18 protein-coding genes and 1 pseudogene are annotated in these 19,500 nt (G+C 61.4%); 8 read left to right on the top strand and 11 right to left on the bottom strand.

The features are described from left to right. Positions 1 to 1,072 precede the first annotated feature (1,072 nt). A complete protein-coding gene (locus BMI01S_RS30215; RefSeq protein WP_028232310.1) occupies positions 1,073 to 3,712 on the top strand; it encodes a PAS domain-containing hybrid sensor histidine kinase/response regulator in 2,640 nt (879 codons plus the stop codon). Positions 3,713 to 3,756: 44 nt separating this feature from the next. On the opposite strand, the gene BMI01S_RS30210 is transcribed toward BMI01S_RS30215, so the two are convergent. From BMI01S_RS30210 to BMI01S_RS30200, 3 genes are all read right to left on the bottom strand, one after another. After that, positions 3,757 to 4,518: an ABC transporter permease gene (locus BMI01S_RS30210; RefSeq protein ID WP_028214559.1), complete on the bottom strand. Its 762-nt coding sequence runs from the start codon at positions 4,516 to 4,518 to the stop codon at positions 3,757 to 3,759. After that, positions 4,515 to 5,531: an ABC transporter ATP-binding protein gene (locus BMI01S_RS30205; RefSeq protein WP_081723541.1), complete on the bottom strand. Its 1,017-nt coding sequence runs from the start codon at positions 5,529 to 5,531 to the stop codon at positions 4,515 to 4,517. The genes BMI01S_RS30210 and BMI01S_RS30205 overlap by 4 nt, the downstream gene beginning before the upstream one ends. Before the next feature lie 225 nt (positions 5,532 to 5,756). After that, entirely contained in the window at positions 5,757 to 6,338 is a 582-nt protein-coding gene (locus BMI01S_RS30200; protein WP_028214558.1) for a hemerythrin domain-containing protein, read from the bottom strand. Between the two features lie 272 nt (positions 6,339 to 6,610). Here BMI01S_RS30200 and BMI01S_RS30195 point away from each other — a divergent pair, with 272 nt between their 5' ends. Beyond that, complete coding sequence (locus tag BMI01S_RS30195; RefSeq protein ID WP_028232309.1) at positions 6,611 to 7,300, top strand: CBS domain-containing protein; 690 nt, start codon at positions 6,611 to 6,613, stop codon at positions 7,298 to 7,300. 99 nt (positions 7,301 to 7,399) lie between these two features. Here BMI01S_RS30195 and BMI01S_RS30190 read toward each other — a convergent pair whose 3' ends face one another. The 5 genes and pseudogenes from BMI01S_RS30190 to BMI01S_RS30175 all read right to left on the bottom strand — a co-directional run bounded on the left by BMI01S_RS30190 (position 7,400) and on the right by BMI01S_RS30175 (position 10,533). Continuing rightward, entirely contained in the window at positions 7,400 to 8,221 is an 822-nt protein-coding gene (locus BMI01S_RS30190) for a universal stress protein (protein ID WP_028232308.1), read from the bottom strand. A gap of 218 nt (positions 8,222 to 8,439) precedes the next feature. Continuing rightward, the gene (locus BMI01S_RS44125; protein WP_407669085.1) at positions 8,440 to 8,721 is read right to left on the bottom strand and encodes a YadA-like family protein; all 282 of its coding nucleotides are present in this window, start codon (positions 8,719 to 8,721) and stop codon (positions 8,440 to 8,442) included. After that, a pseudogene (gene tnpA / locus BMI01S_RS30185) lies at positions 8,666 to 9,136 on the bottom strand (IS200/IS605 family transposase). The gene BMI01S_RS44125 and the pseudogene tnpA overlap by 56 nt, the downstream one beginning before the upstream one ends. Before the next feature lie 72 nt (positions 9,137 to 9,208). Next, positions 9,209 to 9,520, bottom strand: coding sequence for a cupredoxin domain-containing protein (locus BMI01S_RS30180; protein WP_028232307.1), 312 nt, complete (start codon positions 9,518 to 9,520; stop codon positions 9,209 to 9,211). Between the two features lie 68 nt (positions 9,521 to 9,588). Then, positions 9,589 to 10,533: a metallophosphoesterase family protein gene (locus tag BMI01S_RS30175; RefSeq protein WP_028214555.1), complete on the bottom strand. Its 945-nt coding sequence runs from the start codon at positions 10,531 to 10,533 to the stop codon at positions 9,589 to 9,591. Positions 10,534 to 10,814: 281 nt separating this feature from the next. Here BMI01S_RS30175 and BMI01S_RS30170 point away from each other — a divergent pair, with 281 nt between their 5' ends. Continuing rightward, entirely contained in the window at positions 10,815 to 11,048 is a 234-nt protein-coding gene (locus BMI01S_RS30170; RefSeq protein WP_036046401.1) for a hypothetical protein, read from the top strand. Between the two features lie 225 nt (positions 11,049 to 11,273). On the opposite strand, the gene BMI01S_RS30165 is transcribed toward BMI01S_RS30170, so the two are convergent. After that, positions 11,274 to 11,510 (bottom strand): hypothetical protein, encoded by a 237-nt coding sequence (locus tag BMI01S_RS30165; protein ID WP_036046398.1) that lies wholly within the window; start codon positions 11,508 to 11,510, stop codon positions 11,274 to 11,276. Positions 11,511 to 11,790: 280 nt separating this feature from the next. Further along, positions 11,791 to 12,288 carry a hypothetical protein gene (locus BMI01S_RS30160; RefSeq protein WP_154671384.1) on the bottom strand — a complete coding sequence of 166 codons (498 nt, stop codon included), beginning with the start codon at positions 12,286 to 12,288 and terminating at the stop codon, positions 11,791 to 11,793. 708 nt (positions 12,289 to 12,996) lie between these two features. Between BMI01S_RS30160 and BMI01S_RS30155 the strand changes: the two genes are divergently transcribed. The 3 genes from BMI01S_RS30155 to BMI01S_RS30145 all read left to right on the top strand — a co-directional run bounded on the left by BMI01S_RS30155 (position 12,997) and on the right by BMI01S_RS30145 (position 14,977). Next, a complete protein-coding gene (locus BMI01S_RS30155) occupies positions 12,997 to 13,998 on the top strand; it encodes a GNAT family N-acetyltransferase (protein ID WP_028214552.1) in 1,002 nt (333 codons plus the stop codon). Between the two features lie 66 nt (positions 13,999 to 14,064). Next, entirely contained in the window at positions 14,065 to 14,379 is a 315-nt protein-coding gene (locus BMI01S_RS30150) for a hypothetical protein (protein ID WP_028232305.1), read from the top strand. 193 nt (positions 14,380 to 14,572) lie between these two features. Next, positions 14,573 to 14,977 (top strand): hypothetical protein, encoded by a 405-nt coding sequence (locus BMI01S_RS30145; RefSeq protein WP_036046396.1) that lies wholly within the window; start codon positions 14,573 to 14,575, stop codon positions 14,975 to 14,977. 85 nt (positions 14,978 to 15,062) lie between these two features. Here BMI01S_RS30145 and BMI01S_RS30140 read toward each other — a convergent pair whose 3' ends face one another. Further along, entirely contained in the window at positions 15,063 to 15,824 is a 762-nt protein-coding gene (locus tag BMI01S_RS30140) for an inositol monophosphatase family protein (RefSeq protein WP_042291622.1), read from the bottom strand. A gap of 656 nt (positions 15,825 to 16,480) precedes the next feature. On the opposite strand from BMI01S_RS30140, the gene BMI01S_RS30135 reads away from it, so the two are divergent. Both BMI01S_RS30135 and BMI01S_RS30130 read left to right on the top strand, forming a co-directional pair. After that, a complete protein-coding gene (locus BMI01S_RS30135; protein WP_154671386.1) occupies positions 16,481 to 17,701 on the top strand; it encodes a porin in 1,221 nt (406 codons plus the stop codon). A gap of 68 nt (positions 17,702 to 17,769) precedes the next feature. Then, positions 17,770 to 19,128 carry an MFS transporter gene (locus BMI01S_RS30130; RefSeq protein ID WP_028232302.1) on the top strand — a complete coding sequence of 453 codons (1,359 nt, stop codon included), beginning with the start codon at positions 17,770 to 17,772 and terminating at the stop codon, positions 19,126 to 19,128. Positions 19,129 to 19,500 lie beyond the last annotated feature (372 nt).

Raw genomic sequence — 19,500 nt, 5'->3', positions numbered from 1 at the left:
TGCTAGGGCGCAGTCGCCACAGGCGCTGGCTGCGATCCAGAAAGCAGTGGCCGACGACGTTACGCCGTATTCGGACAACGGTGAGATGCAAGCTCCATACGTGTGCTTCGGCTGTACTGCGATTCGTACACGCCCTGCATGCGTATCAGTAGCGCGATATATCTGTTGACTTCCGGGGACGAAATTACGCTCGCTGCGGCCAAGTTGACCTCGTCCCAGAGACGCTCGAACTTTTCGCTTGCCATTGCGAACGGTAGCCCGGAGGACACCAGTTCCACGAAATCATTCTCTATATCTCCGGCAGCACGCGTGGGCCGGCGCGATCTTCTTCATCGAAGCCCTCCTGACGAAAATGGGACGACGTCCGCCGCGATGCGGGGGTTGGGTGCCCAACAACCGATTACCCTTAGAACGAGCTCCGACAGGCAAGACCTGTCAGCGTCGTAAATAGTGTCCGCGCATCTCGACCGAGTCGGAACTGATTCCCGAGTTCGAGCAGCTTCTGCAACTGGCGAGCGCATAACGCTCTCGATTGCAGATCTTCTGCGCGAGACGCCCGAACTCGACTACTTCGGAGCATAAACGCGGATGCGCTCGGCCGATCCCTGCCTGACGACGAGGGCTGGTTGACAATGAGTGCCTGCACGTACCCACGCTTGTCCCACCGGACGCGTCGACTCAGGTGAATGCGATGGATCAGCCACTTGTCAGGCTGGCAGCAAGGGGTCGCCTTGGCGCATTCGCCAACCAGACGGCAGAGGCGGGACCAGCATTCGCCACCAGGCAGGATCCGGCCCCAAGGCTGTACGGCTTGCGCAACAGACACAGACACAGACACAGACATAGACACAGCAAGGCGGCGCAGCGAGGGAAGATCTACAGCCCTTCAATGGCGTGGGACCGGTATATGCTGATCGCATGTCGATGAAAATCGGACGTTGCGCGCAGCCCGCGGCCGTTTTCCCGGCATCCCGCCATCGCGCACCCGAACGAGCGGGTACCTGGGCGCCAAGCTCCGTGCATCGCTGAGAAGAGCAAGGCGGCGAGCTTCGCCGTCCGAAAAGGAGCGCATGTGTACGATCCTGCTCAGTTTCTGCCGTCGTTCGTCTGGCGCGCCGATCGCGACGGCGTCATACGCTACGTGAACCCATGGGCTTCACGCTACCTTGGTATTCCCGCCGAGCAGATAATCGGGCGAACGTGGCGGGAATTCGTTCATCCCGACGATATCGATACCGTGCTCGACGCCGTTCGCCAGATGCGCGACGGCAACCTCTTACGCAACGCCGAAGTGCGCCTTCTGCGCGTCGATGGCGCGTTCCGGTGGCACACGCTGCATCTGCAAGCTCAGCGCGACGAGAGTGGCCGCATCGGCGACACCGTCGGCGTGGCGACGGACATTCACCACTGCCGGCACGCGTGGGCCATGTACGAGGCCAGCGAGCGCCGGCTCAAAGCCGCGTTTCAGGGCGCGCGGATGGGCGCATGGGAATGGGACATGAAAAACCAGCGAGTGCGCATGACCGAGCAACTCGCAGAACTCTATTCCTTCCCGCCGGGCACGGAGGCCGTCGCGCTGTCGGATCTCTGGAACCGGATTGCGCCCGAGCATCGCGAGCCGTTTCAGCAGAAGGTCGAACAGGCGCTCCGCTGCGGCGGCCCTTTCGAATTCGATTACCTGCTCGACGGCGGCGTTATGCCGCCACGCTGGCTGCGCATGCGCGGCCATGCCGAGTTCGACGGACACGGCGAGCTTGCCAGCGTGCACGGCGTCACTTTCGACATATCGAAGCAGCGCGCCGCCGAGGAACGCCTCGTCCTCAGCGAACGGCGCTATCGTGCCCTCGTCGAATCGACGGGTGCGCTCGTCTGGTCGGCAGGGCCCGACGGCAATATCCGCCCGGCCGATGAGCCATGGGGAAAGTTTACGGGCGCGGACCCCGTGCAACTCGAGAACTGGGGATGGCTCGACTTCGTGCATCCCGACGATCGCGAGTTCACACGTCAGGCATGGCTGGACATTCTGAAGAGGGGAACCGCCAGCTGGATCGCGTTTCGCATGCGTCGCTACGACGGCCGCTACCGGATGGTCCAGGCGCATGCCGCGCCGCTCCATGACGAACACGGCACGCTGCAGGAGTGGTTCGGCACGACTACAGACGTTACCGCGCAGCACGAAGCGCAAGCCGCAATCGAAGCACGCAGTCTGCGCCTGAACGTCGCCATGCAGGCGGCTGAAATCCATATCGTGGCGCTCGATCTCGACTCATGGACGCTGTCGTTCGAAGTCGGCAGCGAAACACTCGAAGGAGAAACGCTGACTTACGAGGCCGCGCTCTCGCGCGTCAATCCCGACGATCGACCCGTGCTCGACCGATATGTGCGCGAGCTGGCGGCAGGGGGCGACCCCGGCGCACATTTCGAGTTTCGCGTGCAGGGACAGCGCGGTGAACAGTGGATGGAAGGCAGCGCGCTGCTCCAGCGCGCGCCCGACGGCAAGCCCTTGCGCCTGATCGCGAGCGTCGTCGACATCACCGAGCGCAAACGCATGGAGTTGATGCTGCGCGAAGCGGATCGCCGCAAGGACGAGTTTCTCGCCATGCTCGCGCATGAACTGCGCAATCCGCTGGCACCGATCCGCACAGCCATCGCACTGTTCGAAAAGCAGGATGGCATCGACGGGCGTTCTGCCGACCTCATCAGATTGATGCGCCGACAGACCGAGCACATGACGCGCATCGTCGACGATCTGCTCGAAGTGTCGCGCATCACGCAAGGCCGGATCGCGCTTCAGCTCGAGCCCATTCTCGTCGGCACGGCCGTGTATCACGCGGTCGAAGCGATGGCGGCATCCGTCGAGGCGCGCGGACAGCACATGAACGTCGATGTCTCCGACGCGACCGCATGGGTGCTGGGCGACGCCACGCGAATTTCGCAAATCCTCGTGAACATCCTCAACAACGCCAGCAAATACACCCCTGAGCAAGGGAACATTTCGATCAGCGCGCGAGCCGATGAAACTTGGGTCGAAATCGTGACGACGGACACGGGCACGGGTATCTCCGCGGAACTGTTGCCCAAGGTATTCGAACTGTTTTCGCAGGGCGATCGCCCGCTCGACCGTTCGAGCGGCGGTCTCGGCATCGGCCTTTCGCTGGTGAGGAAGCTGGTCGAACTGCACGACGGCACGATCACGGTACAAAGCGAGGGCGAAGGTCGCGGCACGACGGTGACGGTACGCCTGCCCCGGCTGCATCATCACGAACGGCATTCGGCACAGGTGCTGTCCGGCCCTGGAACAAGCGCGAAGTCGGCCGCGCTGCAGCTTTTGATCGTCGACGACAATCGTGATGCAGCCGATTCCCTTGCGATGTTGTGCGAATCGGAGGGCCATTTCACGCGCACGGCGTATTCGTCCGCCGAGGCCATCGAAGCCGCCGCGCAGTTGCGGCCCGACGTCGCGCTGCTCGACATCGGCTTGCCCGACGTGGACGGCTACGAACTGGCGCGGCGGCTTCGCCCGAAGGACGCGACGACTCCCGTCCTGATTGCGATCACGGGCTACGGACAGGCCGACGACCGCCTGAGGGCGCAGTCGGCCGGCTTCGACTACCACTTCGTCAAGCCCGTCAATGTGGAGGGTTTGCTCACGCTGCTGTCGTCTTTGACGGAGCGCGGGCAAGCGAGCGGCGCCGCCAGCGGTGCGACGTGAGGCGTCGCGCGAATCTGGCCGAACAAGCAGCCGATTCGCCGGCCTCAGGTTTTCAGCCGATACCCCGTCTTGAAGATCCACGCGGTGATTGCGAGGAATATCGCGAGAAAGGCCGCAGTCATGGCAAGACTCACGCCGACATGAACGTCCGCGAGCCCGTAGAAGCTCCAGCGAAAGCCGCTGATGAGATACACGATCGGGTTGAAAAGCGTGATCACCTTCCATGCCGTCGGCAGCATGTCGACGGAATAGAACGCGCCGCCGAGAAAAGTCAGCGGCGTGATGATCAGCAGCGGCACGATTTGCAGCTTCTCGAAGTTGTCCGCCCAGATGCCGATGATGAAACCGAGCAGGCTGAACGTGACCGCCGTGAGCAGCAGGAACAGCACCATCCACAAGGGATGCAGGATCTGGATCGGCACGAAGAGCCCCGCGGTTGCGAGGATGATGAGCCCGAGCACGACCGACTTGGTCGCCGCCGCGCCGACATAGCTGATCACGATTTCGAAATACGACACGGGCGCCGAGAGCAGTTCGTAGATCGTGCCCGTGAAGCGAGGGAAGTAGATGCCGAATGACGCATTGGAGATGCTCTGCGACAGCAGTGAAAGCATGATCAGCCCTGGCACGATGAACGCGCCGTAGCTGACGCCGTTCACTTCCTTGATGCGCGAACCGATCGCGGAGCCGAAGACGATGAAGTAGAGCGAGGTCGAGATCACCGGCGCGACAATGCTCTGCATCAGCGTGCGCCTGGTGCGCGCCATTTCGAAACGGTAGATGGCGCGAATCGCGTAGAGGTTCATCGGGAGGTCACCTGTCCTTTGCCGTTATCCGCGCCCGCTGGTGTGGCGGGTTGCGAGGCTGGCCGCGAAGCGGGCTTTGAAGCGGCCGCCGGATCCTTGCTGACGAGGCTCACGAAGATATCCTCCAGCGAACTCTGGCTCGTTTTCAGGTCCGTGAAGCCGATGCCGGCCTCGCCCAGGCGCTTGAGCAGCGCGATGATGTCGTTGCGTTCGTTTTCGGCATCGTAGGTATAGATGAGCTCGGTGCCGCCATCGGCCAGTTCGAGCCCCCAGGCGGCGAGCCCGGCCGGGATTGCCGTCAACGGGGCTTCGAGTTGCAGGGTCAGCTGTTTGCGGCCGAGCTTGCGCATGAGCACGTCCTTGCGCTCGACCAGCATGATTTCGCCGGCGTTGATGACGCCGATGCGGTCGGCCATCTCTTCCGCCTCGTCGATGTAATGGGTCGTGAGGATGATCGTCACGCCGTTCGCCTTGAGCCCGCGCACGAGCGCCCACATGTCGCGGCGCAGCTCGACGTCCACACCCGCGGTCGGCTCGTCCAGAAACAGGATCTGTGGCTCGTGCGCGAGCGCCTTCGCGATCAGCACGCGCCGTTTCATGCCGCCGGACAGCGTCATGATCTTGTTGTTCCGCTTCTCCCACAGCGAGAGGTCCCGCAGCACGCGCTCGACATAGGCGGGGCTGGCGGGCTTGCCGAACAGGCCGCGGCTGAACGACACGGTCGCCCAGACCGTTTCGAACGCGTCCGTCGTCAGTTCCTGGGGCACGAGTCCGATCAGCGAGCGAGCGCTGCGGTAATCCGTGACGATATCGTGACCGGCGACGCGCACGCTGCCTTCGCTCGCATTGACGATGCCGCAGACGATGCTGATGAGCGTCGTCTTGCCAGCGCCGTTTGGCCCCAGCAGCGCGAAAATTTCGCCGCGGTGAATGTCCAGGCTGATGCGCGTGAGCGCGTGGAATCCCGATGCATAGACTTTCGAGAGATTCTCGATGGATAGGATCGTTTGCATTGCGTGACATTACCAGAAGCCGATGCAGGGCGCTGGCGCAGGCCGCCAAAGCGCCTGCCATGACGTTCCATGACGACGGCGAGCGCGCATGGATCGCAAACGTCGCGAGGACGTCGATCGAGTCAGCGCGCGCCTGCGCAATCCATCCTCGTTGCACTGCAGCACGCCGAGCTTGCGCTAACCGCTGGCCGTTTCGAATCGTTCTCGCTGCGCGGCGTACGGCGCTCAGGGGTGTGCGTCGGGCATTGTCTGGACGATCAGCGTATAGAGATCGTCGAGATTGTCTTCGGACTCTAGCGTTTCGAACGGATCGCGATTCGTGCCGAACGCCTCGTCGATCTCCACCCAGTCGGCAACCGATAGATAGCGCTGGGCGCCAGGCAAAATCACCGACTCTTCGAGGTGCCGGTGATCGTTGTAGAAGTCGGCGTAGCCATACACCGCTTCACGCAGCGCCGGCAGCATGCCGTTGCCACCCAGTTCGTAACGCGTGAGCGCGCGTTCGATTGAGTGAATGCGCTGCGGGCCTTCCGCGTGCTGGCGTCCGAGTTCCTCGATGACGCTATCGAATTCGTCTGTCCGCTCGCGAAGCCGGGCAAACAGGTATTGCTCTTCCTTCGGATGATGCACTTGCTCGGGAAACTCGTGGATGTAGTAGAGCATCGCACGCAGGAGCATGGTGCCGGACGCGCCGGGGCGGGCCGTCATGTCGTCGACCACGCGCAGCATGCCGCTCACGACGCTCGAAAGGCGTCGGTGTTCGCTCAGGATCACCTGGATGGCGCTACGTTTCGCGGCAAATTCCATGGCAGGCTCCGTGACAGACGCGGCCGGGTTGCGATGAGACGCCGAGGGCACGCCGGTGGCGGCGCCTCCTTCGGTCTCGACGGGTTCACTATGCGCCCCGAGCGCCAGGACTCGTTGATCCTGGTCAACCGTGATTCGCTGCCGCGGGCCCGACCGGCGCGACGGAAGGTCGTCGGTCCCCGAGGGCACGTGGTTGACTTAGGTCAATGCACAGGCGCCACCGATCTCTAAATTGAGTTCCATTACGGCGTTGGCCGGTAACGGAGGAACTCATGCAAGCTTCGGACATCATGACCACGGACGTCGTCAGTGTGCGTCCCGACGCGACGGTCTTCGAGGCCGCGACGCTGCTCACGCGACATCACGTGAGTGGCATCCCGGTCGTCGACGACAGCGGCGCAGTTGTCGGCATTCTGAGCGAGGGCGATTTGCTGCATCGCGTGGAAACGGGCACGGGCAAGCCGCAGCGCAGCTGGCTGGGCGAATTCCTCCACTCGACTCGCAAGCTCGCAAGCGAGTACCTGAAAGAAAATGCCGTGAAGGTCAGGGATCTCATGACGAGCAATGTCATTTACGTCTCGCCGCAAGCGGAACTGAGCGAGATCGCCGACCTGCTGGAGCGCCACCATATCAAGCGCGTGCCGGTGCTGGACCAGGGCAAGCTCGTGGGCATCGTGAGCCGCGCGAATCTGATCCGCGCGCTGGCGAGCGCGGCGCAGCCCGATCCGGCGGCAGTCGCTTCCGACGAGGCCATTCAGCGCGAGGTGCTTCACGCACTGGACGGGCATCGCTGGGCGATGGCCACGGAGAACGTCGTCGTCAAGGAAGGGATCGTTCATCTCTGGGGCACGGTGAACTCGGAAGAGGAGCGCAAGGCGATATTGGTCGCGGCCGGGCGTGTAACCGGCGTCAAGGGCGTCGAAGACCATCTCGGATACCCGGTGGTGTTCTCGCCGATGTAAGGGCGTGCGTCGTGCCCCGGCGGCTTCCGCTTGCGCCGGGGATCGTCGCGCGCTTCGCCTCGCGCGATCTCATTCGACGGGCGCGACGCGCGCCGCCGCTCAGTGAGACATCAGAACCGGCAGTGTCATCGCGGAGAGTAGGGTTCGCGACGCGCCGCCCAGGACCAGTTCCTGAAGCCGTGCGTGGCCATACGCGCCCATTACGAGCAGGTCGCACGCGCCATCGGCGGCGTGGTTCAGCAGCGCATCGCCTGCGGCTTGAGCGGCGCGGCTGTCTAGTCTGGCAATCTCGATCGACGCCGCGCCGTGGCGCGCGAGCATGGCGGCCAGCGCGTCGCACGATGCATGCGACTGTTCGTCCGTAGCGATGATCACATGCGCCGCTCGCGCGATGAACGGCAACGCGTCGTGAACCGCGCGGGCCGCTTCCCGGCTTCCGTTCCAGGCGATGAGCACACGTTCGCCGAACGACTCGAACCTGCCCGCATAGGGCACCAGCAGCACCGGGCCGCCCGCTCCCAGGAGAATGCTCTCCGGGAATCCATCCGCAATCCAGGATTCCGGATCGTCCGGATTGGCCTGTCCGAGAATCGCGAGATCCGCTGTCCGGCAGCGCTGCATGATTGCCGAAACGGGATCGCCATGCGTGACAACCCATGCGCCGTCTACCTGAGCGCGAGATGCTTCTGCGCGGAATAACCGTTCGATCGCGCCGCGTTGTTCCAGGCGCAGCGTGCGATGCGTGTCGTAGTAGTCAGCCGTTCCGCCCATTACATGGAACTCGCGAGGGTTGGGTTCGAACCGCGCAAAGAGCCCTTCGAGATGGGCGCCGAACCGGCGAGCCAGCCCGAGCGCGAGCGAGAGTCGCGCATTGGCCGATGCGCTCGTATCCATGTGAACGACGATGGTCTTGTAGCTCATTGCGGTCTCCAGCGAAGCATTGCGGTGCGCATTGGGGCGCACCGCGTGTTCCGAGTCTAAAGATGACGGGTGTCCTGCGATTGACCTGAATCAGCCATATTTTCCGTGGATGCATACGGTATGCATGAACCCCGGCTTCTGCCTGCCTGTCAAGGTCGGGCGCGGAGGCGTTGACTGGACCTGAAACGATCGACCCGCGGCGGAACCGAGGGCAGCCGCTAGAATTCGTAGCCGACCTGGGTTCGCACTCCCGTTCCACCCGATCCGGTAACCGACAAGGCGCCGTTTACCAGCCATCTGCCGCTCTCGGATCGGTAGGTCACGCCAACGCCGACAGCGCCATAGCCTTTCAGTTGCGCGGCAAACCCAGACCTGCGGCTAATCCTGCGCCCTTCAGGGGGCGGGGAAGGATAGCGCGGACGGCGTAGAAGTCCTTCCAGGGCGCTAATGCGGCGTCCGCTGCTGTTCAATGTACTGGCGCACGATCTCGATGGGTGCACCACCGCAGCTACCGGCGAAGTAGGACGGAGGCCATAGCGCGCCCCCCCCGGCGCACGCTCGGGTAATTCTTCTTTCGGATCATGCGGCTGGAGACGCCCTTTAGGCTATTGCCGACAGGGAAACCTTCGGCGGGTAGTTCACCAAGAGGTGGACGTGGTCATCCTCCCCGTCGAAGTCCACGAGCTGCGCCTCGAAGTCCAGGCATACACCTGCGAAGACTTCGCGCAAGTCGTCGATCACTTCCTTGGTGAAAACATCACGCCGGTATTTAGTCACAAAGACCAAATGAGCACGATCACGATACGATGCGCACGCGTCCTGGTATCGCGAGCGGCAGCGCACGGAGATCGCGCGTTTTCTGCCGCATAACCGGCAACTGGTGGCAACGTATGCTGCGCTGCTCGACGATCTCATGGCGAGGCCCGTGCGCTAATCGCTTCGGGCGCACAGCCGGGGCCATGCGCCGAATAGAGGTCGAACCATCGACTACTGCACAGTGATGGTTGCCTTCATATAGGGATGAATTCCGCAGAACACTTTGTATACCCCTGGCTTGTCGAATTTGAACTGATAGGTATCGTTCTGGTCGAGCGCGGCGGAACGGAATATGCCCGCATCGTTGACGACGGTATGCGGTTCGCCATCCATGTTCTTCCAGGTCACCGTCGTGCCCGCCTTGACCGTCATGGCCATGGGCGAAAACATGAAATTCTTGATGACGACTTGATTGGGCTCTTCCGCGTGCGCAGGCAATCCACCGGCGAATGCGGCCGTGAGTATCACGATCGCGCGAAGCATGGCGAAGGTACGACGAAACAAGAGGGATAGCATGGCTCGGTTCCTTGTCGAGTGAGCGAGAGGCGACGTCAGGCGAGCGTCGTGTCGGACAGCGACATTGCGAGGGGATGGCGCGAGATCTTGATACTCGTTACGCCGAGCATCTTCGGCAGCTGGTCGCTTGCCACCTTGAGCGGCCCGGGTCCAGGGCCATTGCCCGCGGTCGGCTGCGGATAGGCGGTCGAGCGCGCCGTGTGGAATGTGACATTCCCTTCCACCTTGGAAACGATCTGATGAATATGTCCATTCAGGACCGTGACCGAGCCGAACCGCTTCAGATAGCTCATTGCCTGGCCCGCATCACCGGTACCCCAACCCCATGGTTCGTAGATGGTCCACATTGGCATGTGCGTAAAGACAACGATCGGCGTGCTGGATGTTCGCCCCTTGAGATCGTTTTCCAGCCACGCGAGCTGATCCTCGCCGAGGTTTCCCAGCCCGTTCGGCTTGAAGTGCATGACATTGACGAGTGCGACGAAGTGCACGCCGTCGTGATCGAAGCTGTAGTAGCCGCGGTTTTCCGACGGCTTGCCAAAACGTTTGAAGTACTCGCCTTGCGGCCCGTCGGTCACGTCATGCTCGCCGGGCACGGTGTGCAGCTCCGTGATACTCAGCCCGGACAACAATTGGGCCGCGAGATCGAACTCTTCCGGTTTGGAAAGATGGGTGATATCGCCCGTGTGAATCGCGAGCGCCGGTTTGGCCGGCATGGCGTTGACGTAATCAATCGTCTGTTTGAACGTGCCCGCGACGTCGGGGTTGGCTTCCTTGTTGAAGCCGATATGCGAGTCGCTGATCTGCAGGAACAGCGGCACGCCGGGTATAGCCGACTTGTCGTCGGTACTGGCCGCCAACGCAAGGTCCATGGGCGTCAGAACGCCTCCGGCCAGAACAAACACAGTTCCCACGCCGCCGTAGGCAAGACATTTCAGGGCAGTGCGGCGCGAGGGTTGGGAAGGAAGATCTGACGACATGGTGTCCTCTCGACTGGGTTCAGGAATTCGGCCGCCGGTTCGTGCCTGAGCGCCTCCCAGGCGGGCTTCAGGTGCAATACCTGACCAGTGGCGGTTTTATTCCCGCTTGTCCGTCACGCAACCTGGCGCGCGATGACGCCGTCACGTACTGTCATGCTGCGATGCGTCGACGATATTGGCCCAGCGCATCGACCTGCCTTCTCGCGCGTCTCGCCGGTTAGGGGAATAACGGGTACGGGCGCGCCGTATTGCAGGTGTGGTACTCGGAATGGATGGTCGAAATGGACATCATCGACATGGCCCGCGCATCGGGATTGACAGTGATCCTCGACGGCAGGATCGGCCGCGAGCAATACCAGAGCGTGTGCGGCCCGGTATCGGCGCTACAGCGATTCGCCGAATCGCTGAGCCAGTGCGCCAAGGATGAGCGCGAACATGACAGCGCCTGCAGCCGTCACCTGGGAGCCGCGCGTCTGGCCGATTATTCAAGCGCTTCGGGGGACTCGCGAAAGTAGCAGGTGTCCCAGCGATACTTGCTCAAATCACGCGATCGGATCGGTGCTGGACCAACGCAGATGCCGATGATGGAGCAGATCAATGGGGTCTCTGAACCGATCGTTTTGTACGAGACGTACGGTGAACCCGGTTCGCGGGCGGTCGAGGGTTCGCATCTAGCCGCTGCGAGCTACCCGAGCGCTCTCGCTGCAACGTTCGAGCGAAATGGCCCGGCGCGGCAGGCGTCAGGTCAACGTGACGATGACTCGTTTTTCAATGCCACGCTCAAGGAGCGTGAGCTCCGTTTGGTACGATTGTCCATTCTTTCTGGCTTCGTCGATTGCGGGTAATGAGATTCCCTTGGCCGCCAGTTCAGTCTGCGCTGCGTTTGGCAGCAAACGCCTCGCCATCCACACAACGAGGTTCGGGAAATGAAGACGCTGTTCGCGCTTCTCGTTGATATATTTCTCGATCTTTAACATTTCGGTTCGCGACTATTCGCCACGGAAAAAGTTGTTTCAATACGCGGATGCTCAAAGCTTTGTTTGCCCGTCGAAGTGTTCTCGTTTGGCTAGTGCTTGTCAACGGACGCGGGATGTCAGCTTGACCACGCTCATCCCGAGCCTTGGCAAAGCCAGTTGCCGGAACGTCAAGACGGGTGAATCGGTGCTTCTGCGACCTGCTCAAGATTGGTGGCGGGAAGAACCCGCGCAATCCGCAGGAAATGGCTCGCCGCGTAGCGCGAACTCCATTCTCGCGGCGCTAGTCGCCGTGGCTCGCCGATGATGCACTGTTGAGAGCAGGCGCTGCCGGCAAGTAACGAAGATGTTTCGCCACGGACATGGGAACTTTGGGCGAGAGCATACCCATGATTGCGAGCGCATAGACGATGGCCGTGACGGTTGCCACGATGCGAACCGGCCGGGATACCGCCGGGTGGCGGACGACGATGTTCAGGTAGAACCAGATGCCGAGCAATGCGAGCAGCAGCAGACGAGGCATCGGCCTGCATTCATCGCGTCCGGCTTCGGTAACGGACCAGACGAGTGCCACGATGAGGGTGCAGAAGATACTCCAGAGACCGGCCGAGCAGCTTCGCACCATGAGCGTCCCCGATGCAATGAGCGCGAAGCCGGCGATAACGAAGTAGGGTGTCGAGCCCATTGCAACAAGCCAACCGCCAAGCACAGCGAAGGCGGCACCCAGCAATACCAGCACTTCTCCCGTCTCGGCTGGAGAGGTCGCATGTTGGTTGGACATCGAAGCGCCCCCGCTGATACAGATGACTGGCATCGTTGCCTGCGACTGCCGTAGGCGCCCGAGTCGGCGTATCCGTCCGGATATCGGCGATCGCCACGATGTGCGCTGCGAGATTGCGCAATCGCTGTACCTTCTCATGCAACTGCGAGGGACAAATCGAAATCAAAAAATGGGAATTGAAGGCAATCGTCAGTCAGGATTTCGAATCAGTGACCAAAGCGTACCTTTGGACGATTGGACGTCTCGGACATGGATGTAATTTTTGCGGATCTTTGATATTGGCTGACCCGTTGTCGAACGATCTGCCGCGAGATGATCTCCGTCGTGTCAGTTTTCAGGATTGAAGTGCTATAGAAGACTCATCAACTAATATGATGTATGGCGAATCTGCCTAACCAGATATAAGCATCGTCGCCATACGTAATTCATACCTCGTGCACGCCAAAATGATCATGCACGATCGGGCAAAAATGCTCAGGGAATAACCTGTTCCTATGTGGCTTGGTTTTGGCGTAAATGAAGGGGTGCTATTTATAGACTTGATTCGATGCGTCGATCGCAATTTTCTGCGAGGGGGAACATGTGAATAGCACATCGCGTCGACAAGTTGCCATGTCGACCAGAAGTCATTGAGGAGCGTAGGCGATGGGGGGAAGTGGAGTACCCATATGTCCCCTGGCGCTGCCAGTCGGAACGAACCGGTTATCTATGACGACCATCAACGGCCTGCGGTTGCCCGCTATCGAGGCGCCGGCTGCCACTGTTGTGCGAGCGCCCGTTCGCGCGGCGCCTTCGATCTTCCACGAGCGCTGGTGGCTCGATATCGCCACGCAGGGCAACTGGAAGCTCGCGGTGGTCAAGCAGAACGACGAAATCATCGGCGAGATGCCGTACGCGACGCAGCGCACGGGGCTGTGGCGTATCTCGCGCCTGCCGCCGCTCACGCGCACGCTCGGGCCGGTCATCAAGCCGGTGACGGGCAGCGTGGCGCGCCAGCTGCATCACCGCCTCGACGTCACCGGGCGGCTGATCGAGCAGTTGCCCGACTGCGACAGCTTTTTCCAGGTGCTCGACCCTCGCGTCGACGATGCCCTCGCGTTCGCACTGCATGGCTTCACCGTGTCGGCGCGATACACGTTCCGCATCGGTGCCCAGACCGCGGCTGACGAAGCGTGGGAGCACCTCGCCAGCAAGACGCGCAACGTGATCCGCAGCGCCTCGAGGGAGCTAACCGTCGTGCCGGACCTCGCACCCGACGAATTCATTGCGTTTTATCGCGCGAATCTCGCGGCGCGCTCGCGTACCAACGCATACGGGGACGAGGTCATGCGCGACCTCGTCAATGCGTTCGTCGAGCGCAAGGCTGGCACGCTGCTTGGCGCGTATGGGAAGGGCCGCAAACTCGTTGCGGCGGTCGGTCTCGTGTGGGACCATCAGGCGATGTATTACCTGCTCTCCTCGCGAGCGCAGGACGCGCACTGCGGCTCGATCAGCCTGCTGCTGTGGACAGGCGTTGGGCGTGCACTGGAGCGCAAGCTCACGTTCGACTTCGACGGCTTTTCGAACCCGTCGACATTCAGCTTTCTCAACGGCTTCGGCGCGACGCTCACGCAGCGGCTTGGCGTCGAGCGACACGGTACGGGCTATTTGCTGGCGCGCACGCTCAAGCGCTGGCTGTCGCCGGCGCGGGTCTTCGTACCGAACCTTTGAGCGGAGTTTCGCACGCGGGGTGCAGTGGCGCAGCGATCGCTGTGCACCATGACCGGAGCAGGCGCTATGGCTCAACTTGAGGACATCCTGGTGAAGATCCTGAATCTCGATGCGGAGATCAGGTACTGCATGGCCCATTTGGCAGACGTGGCGCATGGAGCTCATGAGCGCGTTCATCCATGGATTGATGAAGACCGTAGCAGTCTACTGGTGCGCATGGAGCGCCTCAAAAAACGCCGCGAAATCCATTTCCTCGCACTGAACACGCTGATTTCGCGGCGCGCAACCAATCAATTCCTCGCTGGGCAACCGGCGGGCACACGCTCGATGCCCCAAGCCGCCATCGCTTTGGAATTGGCGAAATCGCAGGAATGCCAATGAGCTGCTGATTGAAACAGAAGCGCCGGGCCATGACTTCAACGGGATCGGTGCAAACCGTCGCTCCCGGCTTTCTCCATAGCAGCTGTCCATAAGGATGCATTTACGAACAGCCACCACGATCTACTTTCCGTCCGTCGATGCAATATGCTCATACAAGCTATATAGGAGTTTTTGCCGGCCAGGGAAGGGAGACATGATGGATACGAAAATGGTCGTTCAAAGGCTCACAATCCGGGCCGCCATGGGCAAGCTCAAGATCATCCCGGTTTGGCGATGCCTGGCAAAAAGCGGCGCGAGAGTCGTCCGGTGGAGCGTCTGCGCTGACCGCAACGATGGTACGGACCTGATGACGGTCGACATTATCGAATCTGATCCGGTGTGCACGGAAGAGATCGCCATTGCACTCGGCAGGGCGCCTCTGGAGATGACCGTCACGGCTTTCGTGTTGACGGTTATCTCGGCGTCCAGATCTTCCGGTAAAGCCGGCGGCGAACCTGCACGCAACGCTGCGGATTCGCGCAGAACCGCTCGCCCGGGTCCGAAGCTGACGGTACTTGCGAATGACGGTAACGCCATCTCGCCACGTTCACGAGACTGATCACGCGCAACCGGGGGACGACGACGAACGACCATCCACAGCAGCCAGTCCGAAATAGGTGCGGCACGCCCACTTCGGGCGATTATTATCGGAGGAATCGAAGCGCTTCGGCATGTAACGCTCGGGTCGCGGAGGCAATGACCGTGCCGTCGAATCGGTCGTCAATTGCATGACCCGACCATGTCGTAATGACGCCGCCAGCACCGAGGACGACGGGTGCTAGCGCCATGACATCGTAGATCTCCAGCCCGGCCTCCACGACAAGGTCCACGTGCCCCGAGGCTAACAACGCATAGCCGTAACAATCGGTTCCGAAGCGGGAGATCGAGACAGCGCGCGACAGATTCGAAAAAGCCGCTGACGCATCGCCAACGAATGTCTGCGGGTCGGTCGCGCAAAGTCGCGCGTCGCGCAATTGCTCACACGAACTGACCTTGCAAGGCACGCCGTTGAGAACGGCGCGATTGCCGTAGCCTAACCAGCGCTCGCGAAGCACGGGGATTTCGATCATGCCGTAGACGGCAATACGCTTGTCGAGCACCGCTACGAGCGTTCCGAAGAGCGGCAGTCCCGCCACGAAACTCTTGGTGCCGTCGATGGGGTCGATCACCCAGGTTACACCATCGCCAATCTCACCGCCTTCCTCTTCTCCGACAATGTTGGCCGCTGGATACTGGGACACAATGAGTTCACGAAGCCGTCTCTCAATCTCCCGGTCCGCCACCGTGACGGGGCTGTCGTCGGCCTTTGCCGCGATGTCGAGCTTCGTCCGGAAATGCTTCAACGCGAGCGCTCGTGCTTCGTTTCCGAGTAGTTCGAGAAACGTGAAGGTGACCATCGGAGACATGTTCGATTCCTTCATCGCAGAGCATTGCCATGCCTTGTCCGCGCCCGTTGCGAAAGGCAGAACGACAAGGAGGTTCCTGGCCTGTTGATGCTCGCGAAAACTGGGTATCGGCATTTCTTAATGATATGCGTGTGCGAGATCGTTGCGGATCCGGCGATGTCTGCGCGGCGCCTGCTGCAGACGAAACCGCTCGGTAAGCGCTTGCTGCAGAAAGGGCTGGATGTGGAAGGCGGGTGATATCCGGCTGCGCTGGCTTGGCTGGGCGCAGTCGGACCGCGGTGAACCCGCGGCCTCGTAACCTGATTTGACTCGCGTCGAGTCGCATGAAGGCTGCGGTAGCCGCGACCGCCGTTCATCCCTCAGCCAGGCAACGCGAACACGGTAGCGTTCAGATCCAGCGCGCCTCGACCACGCTTCGTCGCGCGACATGGCGATTCCCATGCTGTCCAGCGCATCGCTGCCGCTGATGTTCATTTGCAACAGTTGCGGATAACCCCTGTTGACCCATTGTCGTCACATTGCTTACATTCGCGTGTTCGCATCAAGAATCAACGTTCTTTCTGCGAACAAAATTTACAACGAACAGATTGACGACCGGGTCGCGCTGGCTTCGGTTGAATTTGGAGATCTTTGCGCTCATGAATCGCACCATCACAATGACCCGGATCGCCTGCGCGATCGCAGCCCTGGCAAGCGCGCCGGTTTTCGCTCAAAGCAGTGTCACGCTGTACGGTATCGTCGATGCGGGCATCGGCTGGCAAAACAGCTCGACGACGTTGGGATCGGCCACGTCCACGCCGCCATCGTCGAAGCCGCTCGCGGGCGGCCGTTCGCAGGTCAAGATGCTCAATGGCATCTGGGCCGGTAACCGTTTCGGCCTGAAAGGCGCGGAAGATCTGGGGGGCGGAACCAAGGCCATTTTCACCCTCGAGCAGGGCTTCTCGATTTCGAACGGCGCTCAGCAGTATTCGGGGTTGGGATTCAGCCGCCAGGCATGGGTGGGGGTGACGAACGATGCGTACGGCACGCTGACGGCTGGCCGCCAGTACACCTCGTACTACACGCTGCTGTCGCCGTACAGCCCCACCACGTGGCTGACCGGTGCATACGGCGCGCACCCCGGTGATATCGACTCGCTCGATACGCTCTACCGCGCCAACAACTCGCTGGTCTATACGTCGCCGAGCATGCACGGTCTGAAGATCGGTGGTTCGTATTCGCTGGGCGGCAACCCGGGCAGCTTCAGCGCCGGGCAAACGTGGAGCGTGGCGGCACAGTACCTGAACGGCCCGTTCGGTATCGCTGCAGGCATCCAGCGCATCGACAACGCCAACAACGGCGGCCCGACGTGGAACTCCACGACGTCGAACAACGGCGCGCAGCCGGCAGTGTCCGCTATCAACAACGGCTTCCAGACGGCAGCCAAGCAGCAGCGCATTGCGGTGACGGGCGGCTACGCGTTCAATTCGCAGTGGGACGTTTCGTTCTCGTACTCGAACGTGCAATACGCACCGGGCGCGAACTCGTTCTTCCACAACACCGCCATCTGGAACACGGGCGGCGCCGTGCTGCACTTCAAGCCGACGGCGGCGCTCGACCTGGCCGCTGGCTATAGCTACACCCGTGCGACGGAATCGAACGGCATCACGAGCGCGGCCAGCTACAACCAGTTCGTCCTGTCGCAGTACTACAGCCTGTCCAAGCGCACCGGCCTGTATGCGCTGGAAGCGTATCAGCGTGCCAACGGCCAGACGCTCGCAGCTGACGGCAAGACCGTCATCAACGCAACGGCAAGCATTGGTGACGGCCAGAACGGCGCACCTGCGTCGTCGCGCAGCCAGGTTGCCGTAGGCGCGGGTATTATCCACAGGTTCTAAACGCCGTACGCTTATAGAAAAATCAAGGGGCTCGTATTCACGAGCCCCTTCGTACTCAGGAGACCTTCATGAGCCGCAGCACTGCTGTGAACGTTCAAACCTTCATCAACGAGCATCCCTTTTCTCCGTTCCAGTGGCTCGTCTTTTTCATGTGTTTCATCATCGTCTTGCTGGACGGTTTTGACACGGCCGCGATCGGTTTCATTGCGCCTTCGTTGATCGCCGAATGGGGCATCGCCAAACCGGCGCTCGCTCCGGTGCTGAGCGCCGCGCTGTTCGGTCTCGCGTGCGGCGCGCTCGGCTCCGGCCCGTTGTCCGACCGCCTCGGAAGACGCGTGATGCTGATCGGCTCCGTGCTGCTGTTCGGTGTCGCGTGCCTGGTTTCGGCTTTCTCGACCAGCATCGAGGAACTGACCGCGCTGCGCTTCATCACGGGCGTCGGCCTTGGCGCGGCGATGCCGAACGCGGTGACGATGATGGGCGAGTACTGCCCGGACCGGCGTCGCGCAACCGTGATCAATCTGATGTTCTGCGGCTTTCCGCTTGGCGCTGCGTTTGGCGGTTTTCTCGCCGCGTGGATGATTCCGCATTTCGGCTGGCGTAGCGTGCTGCAACTCGGCGGTGTCACGCCGCTGCTGCTGCTCGTCTTGCTGATCACCCAATTGCCGGAGTCGGTCCGCTACATGGTCGCCAGCAACAAGCCGGTCGAACGGATTCGCGCGGCGCTCGCGCGCATTTCAGGCGACGCGGTGCAGGGCGCCACCTTCACGATGACGGAAAACGTGCCGCAAACCGGCGGCAAGGGCCTGGGCGTGGTGCTGTCGCGTTCGTACATCATCGGCTCGGTGATGCTGTGGGTCGCCTATTTCATGGGCCTCGTGATCTTTTATGCGTCGATCAACTGGATGCCGATCCTGCTGAAGGATGCCGGCCTCAATCCGCAACGCGCAACACTGATCTCCGCGCTGTTCCCGCTCGGCGGCGTCGGTGCGGTGCTGTGCGGCGTACTGATGGACCGCTTCAACGCGAACCGGATCATCGCAGCCTGCTATGCGCTGACCGCGGTGAGCGTGTACTTCATCGGACAGGCGGCCGGCAACGTGGGTGCGCTCGTGTTCATCGTGTTCGTCGCGGGCGTGCTGATGAATACCGCGCAATCGTCGATGCCCGCGCTCGCCGCCGCGTTTTATCCGACCCAGGGCCGCGGCACGGGCGTCGCCTGGATGCTCGGTGTCGGCCGTTTCGGCGGGATCGCGGGTTCGTTCCTCGTGGCCGAACTGACACGCCGCCACTTCACGTTCGGCGGCATATTTGCGACGATCGCGGTGGCGGGCCTGCTGTCGTGTGTCGCGCTGCTCATCAAGCAAATGGCACGACCTCATGTGACGGAGCCGAACGCAACAAAGGCGCAGTCGTTCGGACATTGAACGAACGAAACGGCGTCACTATCGTGACGGCGGTGTAACGGCATGAGCATGAATTGACGACCCGGTCGCTCGCGCGCCCGGGTCGTTTTTCAATTGGCGACGCATCGAGACGTGCGTGCAGTCGTTCAAGGCAGCGGGAAGTCACGCAAAGGCCGTTGGCGCGGCTTGTATGAAAGACAACAAGAATGCGCCTGCTCAATTTCGATTCTCGAACCGGAGGGCGGCGGCGTGTTTACTTTCCGGATATTCGCAAACCTGCATTCGGATCCCTACCGATTAGTGATTTCCCGATGAAATAAGCGATGTTGGCAGACGATTCTTGAACTAGACTCTAACTCTTGCTAAGTTTCAGAGACACTTTCCATGTAAGTT

This window comes from Paraburkholderia mimosarum LMG 23256 = NBRC 106338 (assembly GCF_000739815.1).
Lineage (GTDB): Bacteria > Pseudomonadota > Gammaproteobacteria > Burkholderiales > Burkholderiaceae > Paraburkholderia > Paraburkholderia mimosarum.
Note: the sequence above shows the minus strand (reverse complement) of the source record. Positions and strands in the feature narration are given on the sequence as shown.

Bases quoted from the DNA above. Each gene is read 5' to 3' on its own strand.
- BMI01S_RS30210 (WP_028214559.1), bottom strand. From the start codon at position 4,518: ATGAACCTCTACGCGATTCGCGCCATCTACCGTTTCGAAATGGCGCGC.
- BMI01S_RS30205 (WP_081723541.1), bottom strand. From the start codon at position 5,531: ATGCAAACGATCCTATCCATCGAGAATCTCTCGAAAGTCTATGCATCG.
- BMI01S_RS30200 (WP_028214558.1), bottom strand. From the start codon at position 6,338: ATGGAATTTGCCGCGAAACGTAGCGCCATCCAGGTGATCCTGAGCGAA.
- BMI01S_RS30195 (WP_028232309.1), top strand. From the start codon at position 6,611: ATGCAAGCTTCGGACATCATGACCACGGACGTCGTCAGTGTGCGTCCC.
- BMI01S_RS30190 (WP_028232308.1), bottom strand. From the start codon at position 8,221: ATGAGCTACAAGACCATCGTCGTTCACATGGATACGAGCGCATCGGCC.
- BMI01S_RS30180 (WP_028232307.1), bottom strand. From the start codon at position 9,520: ATGCTTCGCGCGATCGTGATACTCACGGCCGCATTCGCCGGTGGATTG.
- BMI01S_RS30175 (WP_028214555.1), bottom strand. From the start codon at position 10,533: ATGTCGTCAGATCTTCCTTCCCAACCCTCGCGCCGCACTGCCCTGAAA.
- BMI01S_RS30170 (WP_036046401.1), top strand. From the start codon at position 10,815: ATGGACATCATCGACATGGCCCGCGCATCGGGATTGACAGTGATCCTC.
- BMI01S_RS30165 (WP_036046398.1), bottom strand. From the start codon at position 11,510: ATGTTAAAGATCGAGAAATATATCAACGAGAAGCGCGAACAGCGTCTT.
- BMI01S_RS30160 (WP_154671384.1), bottom strand. From the start codon at position 12,288: ATGTCCAACCAACATGCGACCTCTCCAGCCGAGACGGGAGAAGTGCTG.
- BMI01S_RS30155 (WP_028214552.1), top strand. From the start codon at position 12,997: ATGACGACCATCAACGGCCTGCGGTTGCCCGCTATCGAGGCGCCGGCT.
- BMI01S_RS30150 (WP_028232305.1), top strand. From the start codon at position 14,065: ATGGCTCAACTTGAGGACATCCTGGTGAAGATCCTGAATCTCGATGCG.
- BMI01S_RS30145 (WP_036046396.1), top strand. From the start codon at position 14,573: ATGATGGATACGAAAATGGTCGTTCAAAGGCTCACAATCCGGGCCGCC.
- BMI01S_RS30140 (WP_042291622.1), bottom strand. From the start codon at position 15,824: ATGTCTCCGATGGTCACCTTCACGTTTCTCGAACTACTCGGAAACGAA.
- BMI01S_RS30135 (WP_154671386.1), top strand. From the start codon at position 16,481: ATGACCCGGATCGCCTGCGCGATCGCAGCCCTGGCAAGCGCGCCGGTT.
- BMI01S_RS30130 (WP_028232302.1), top strand. From the start codon at position 17,770: ATGAGCCGCAGCACTGCTGTGAACGTTCAAACCTTCATCAACGAGCAT.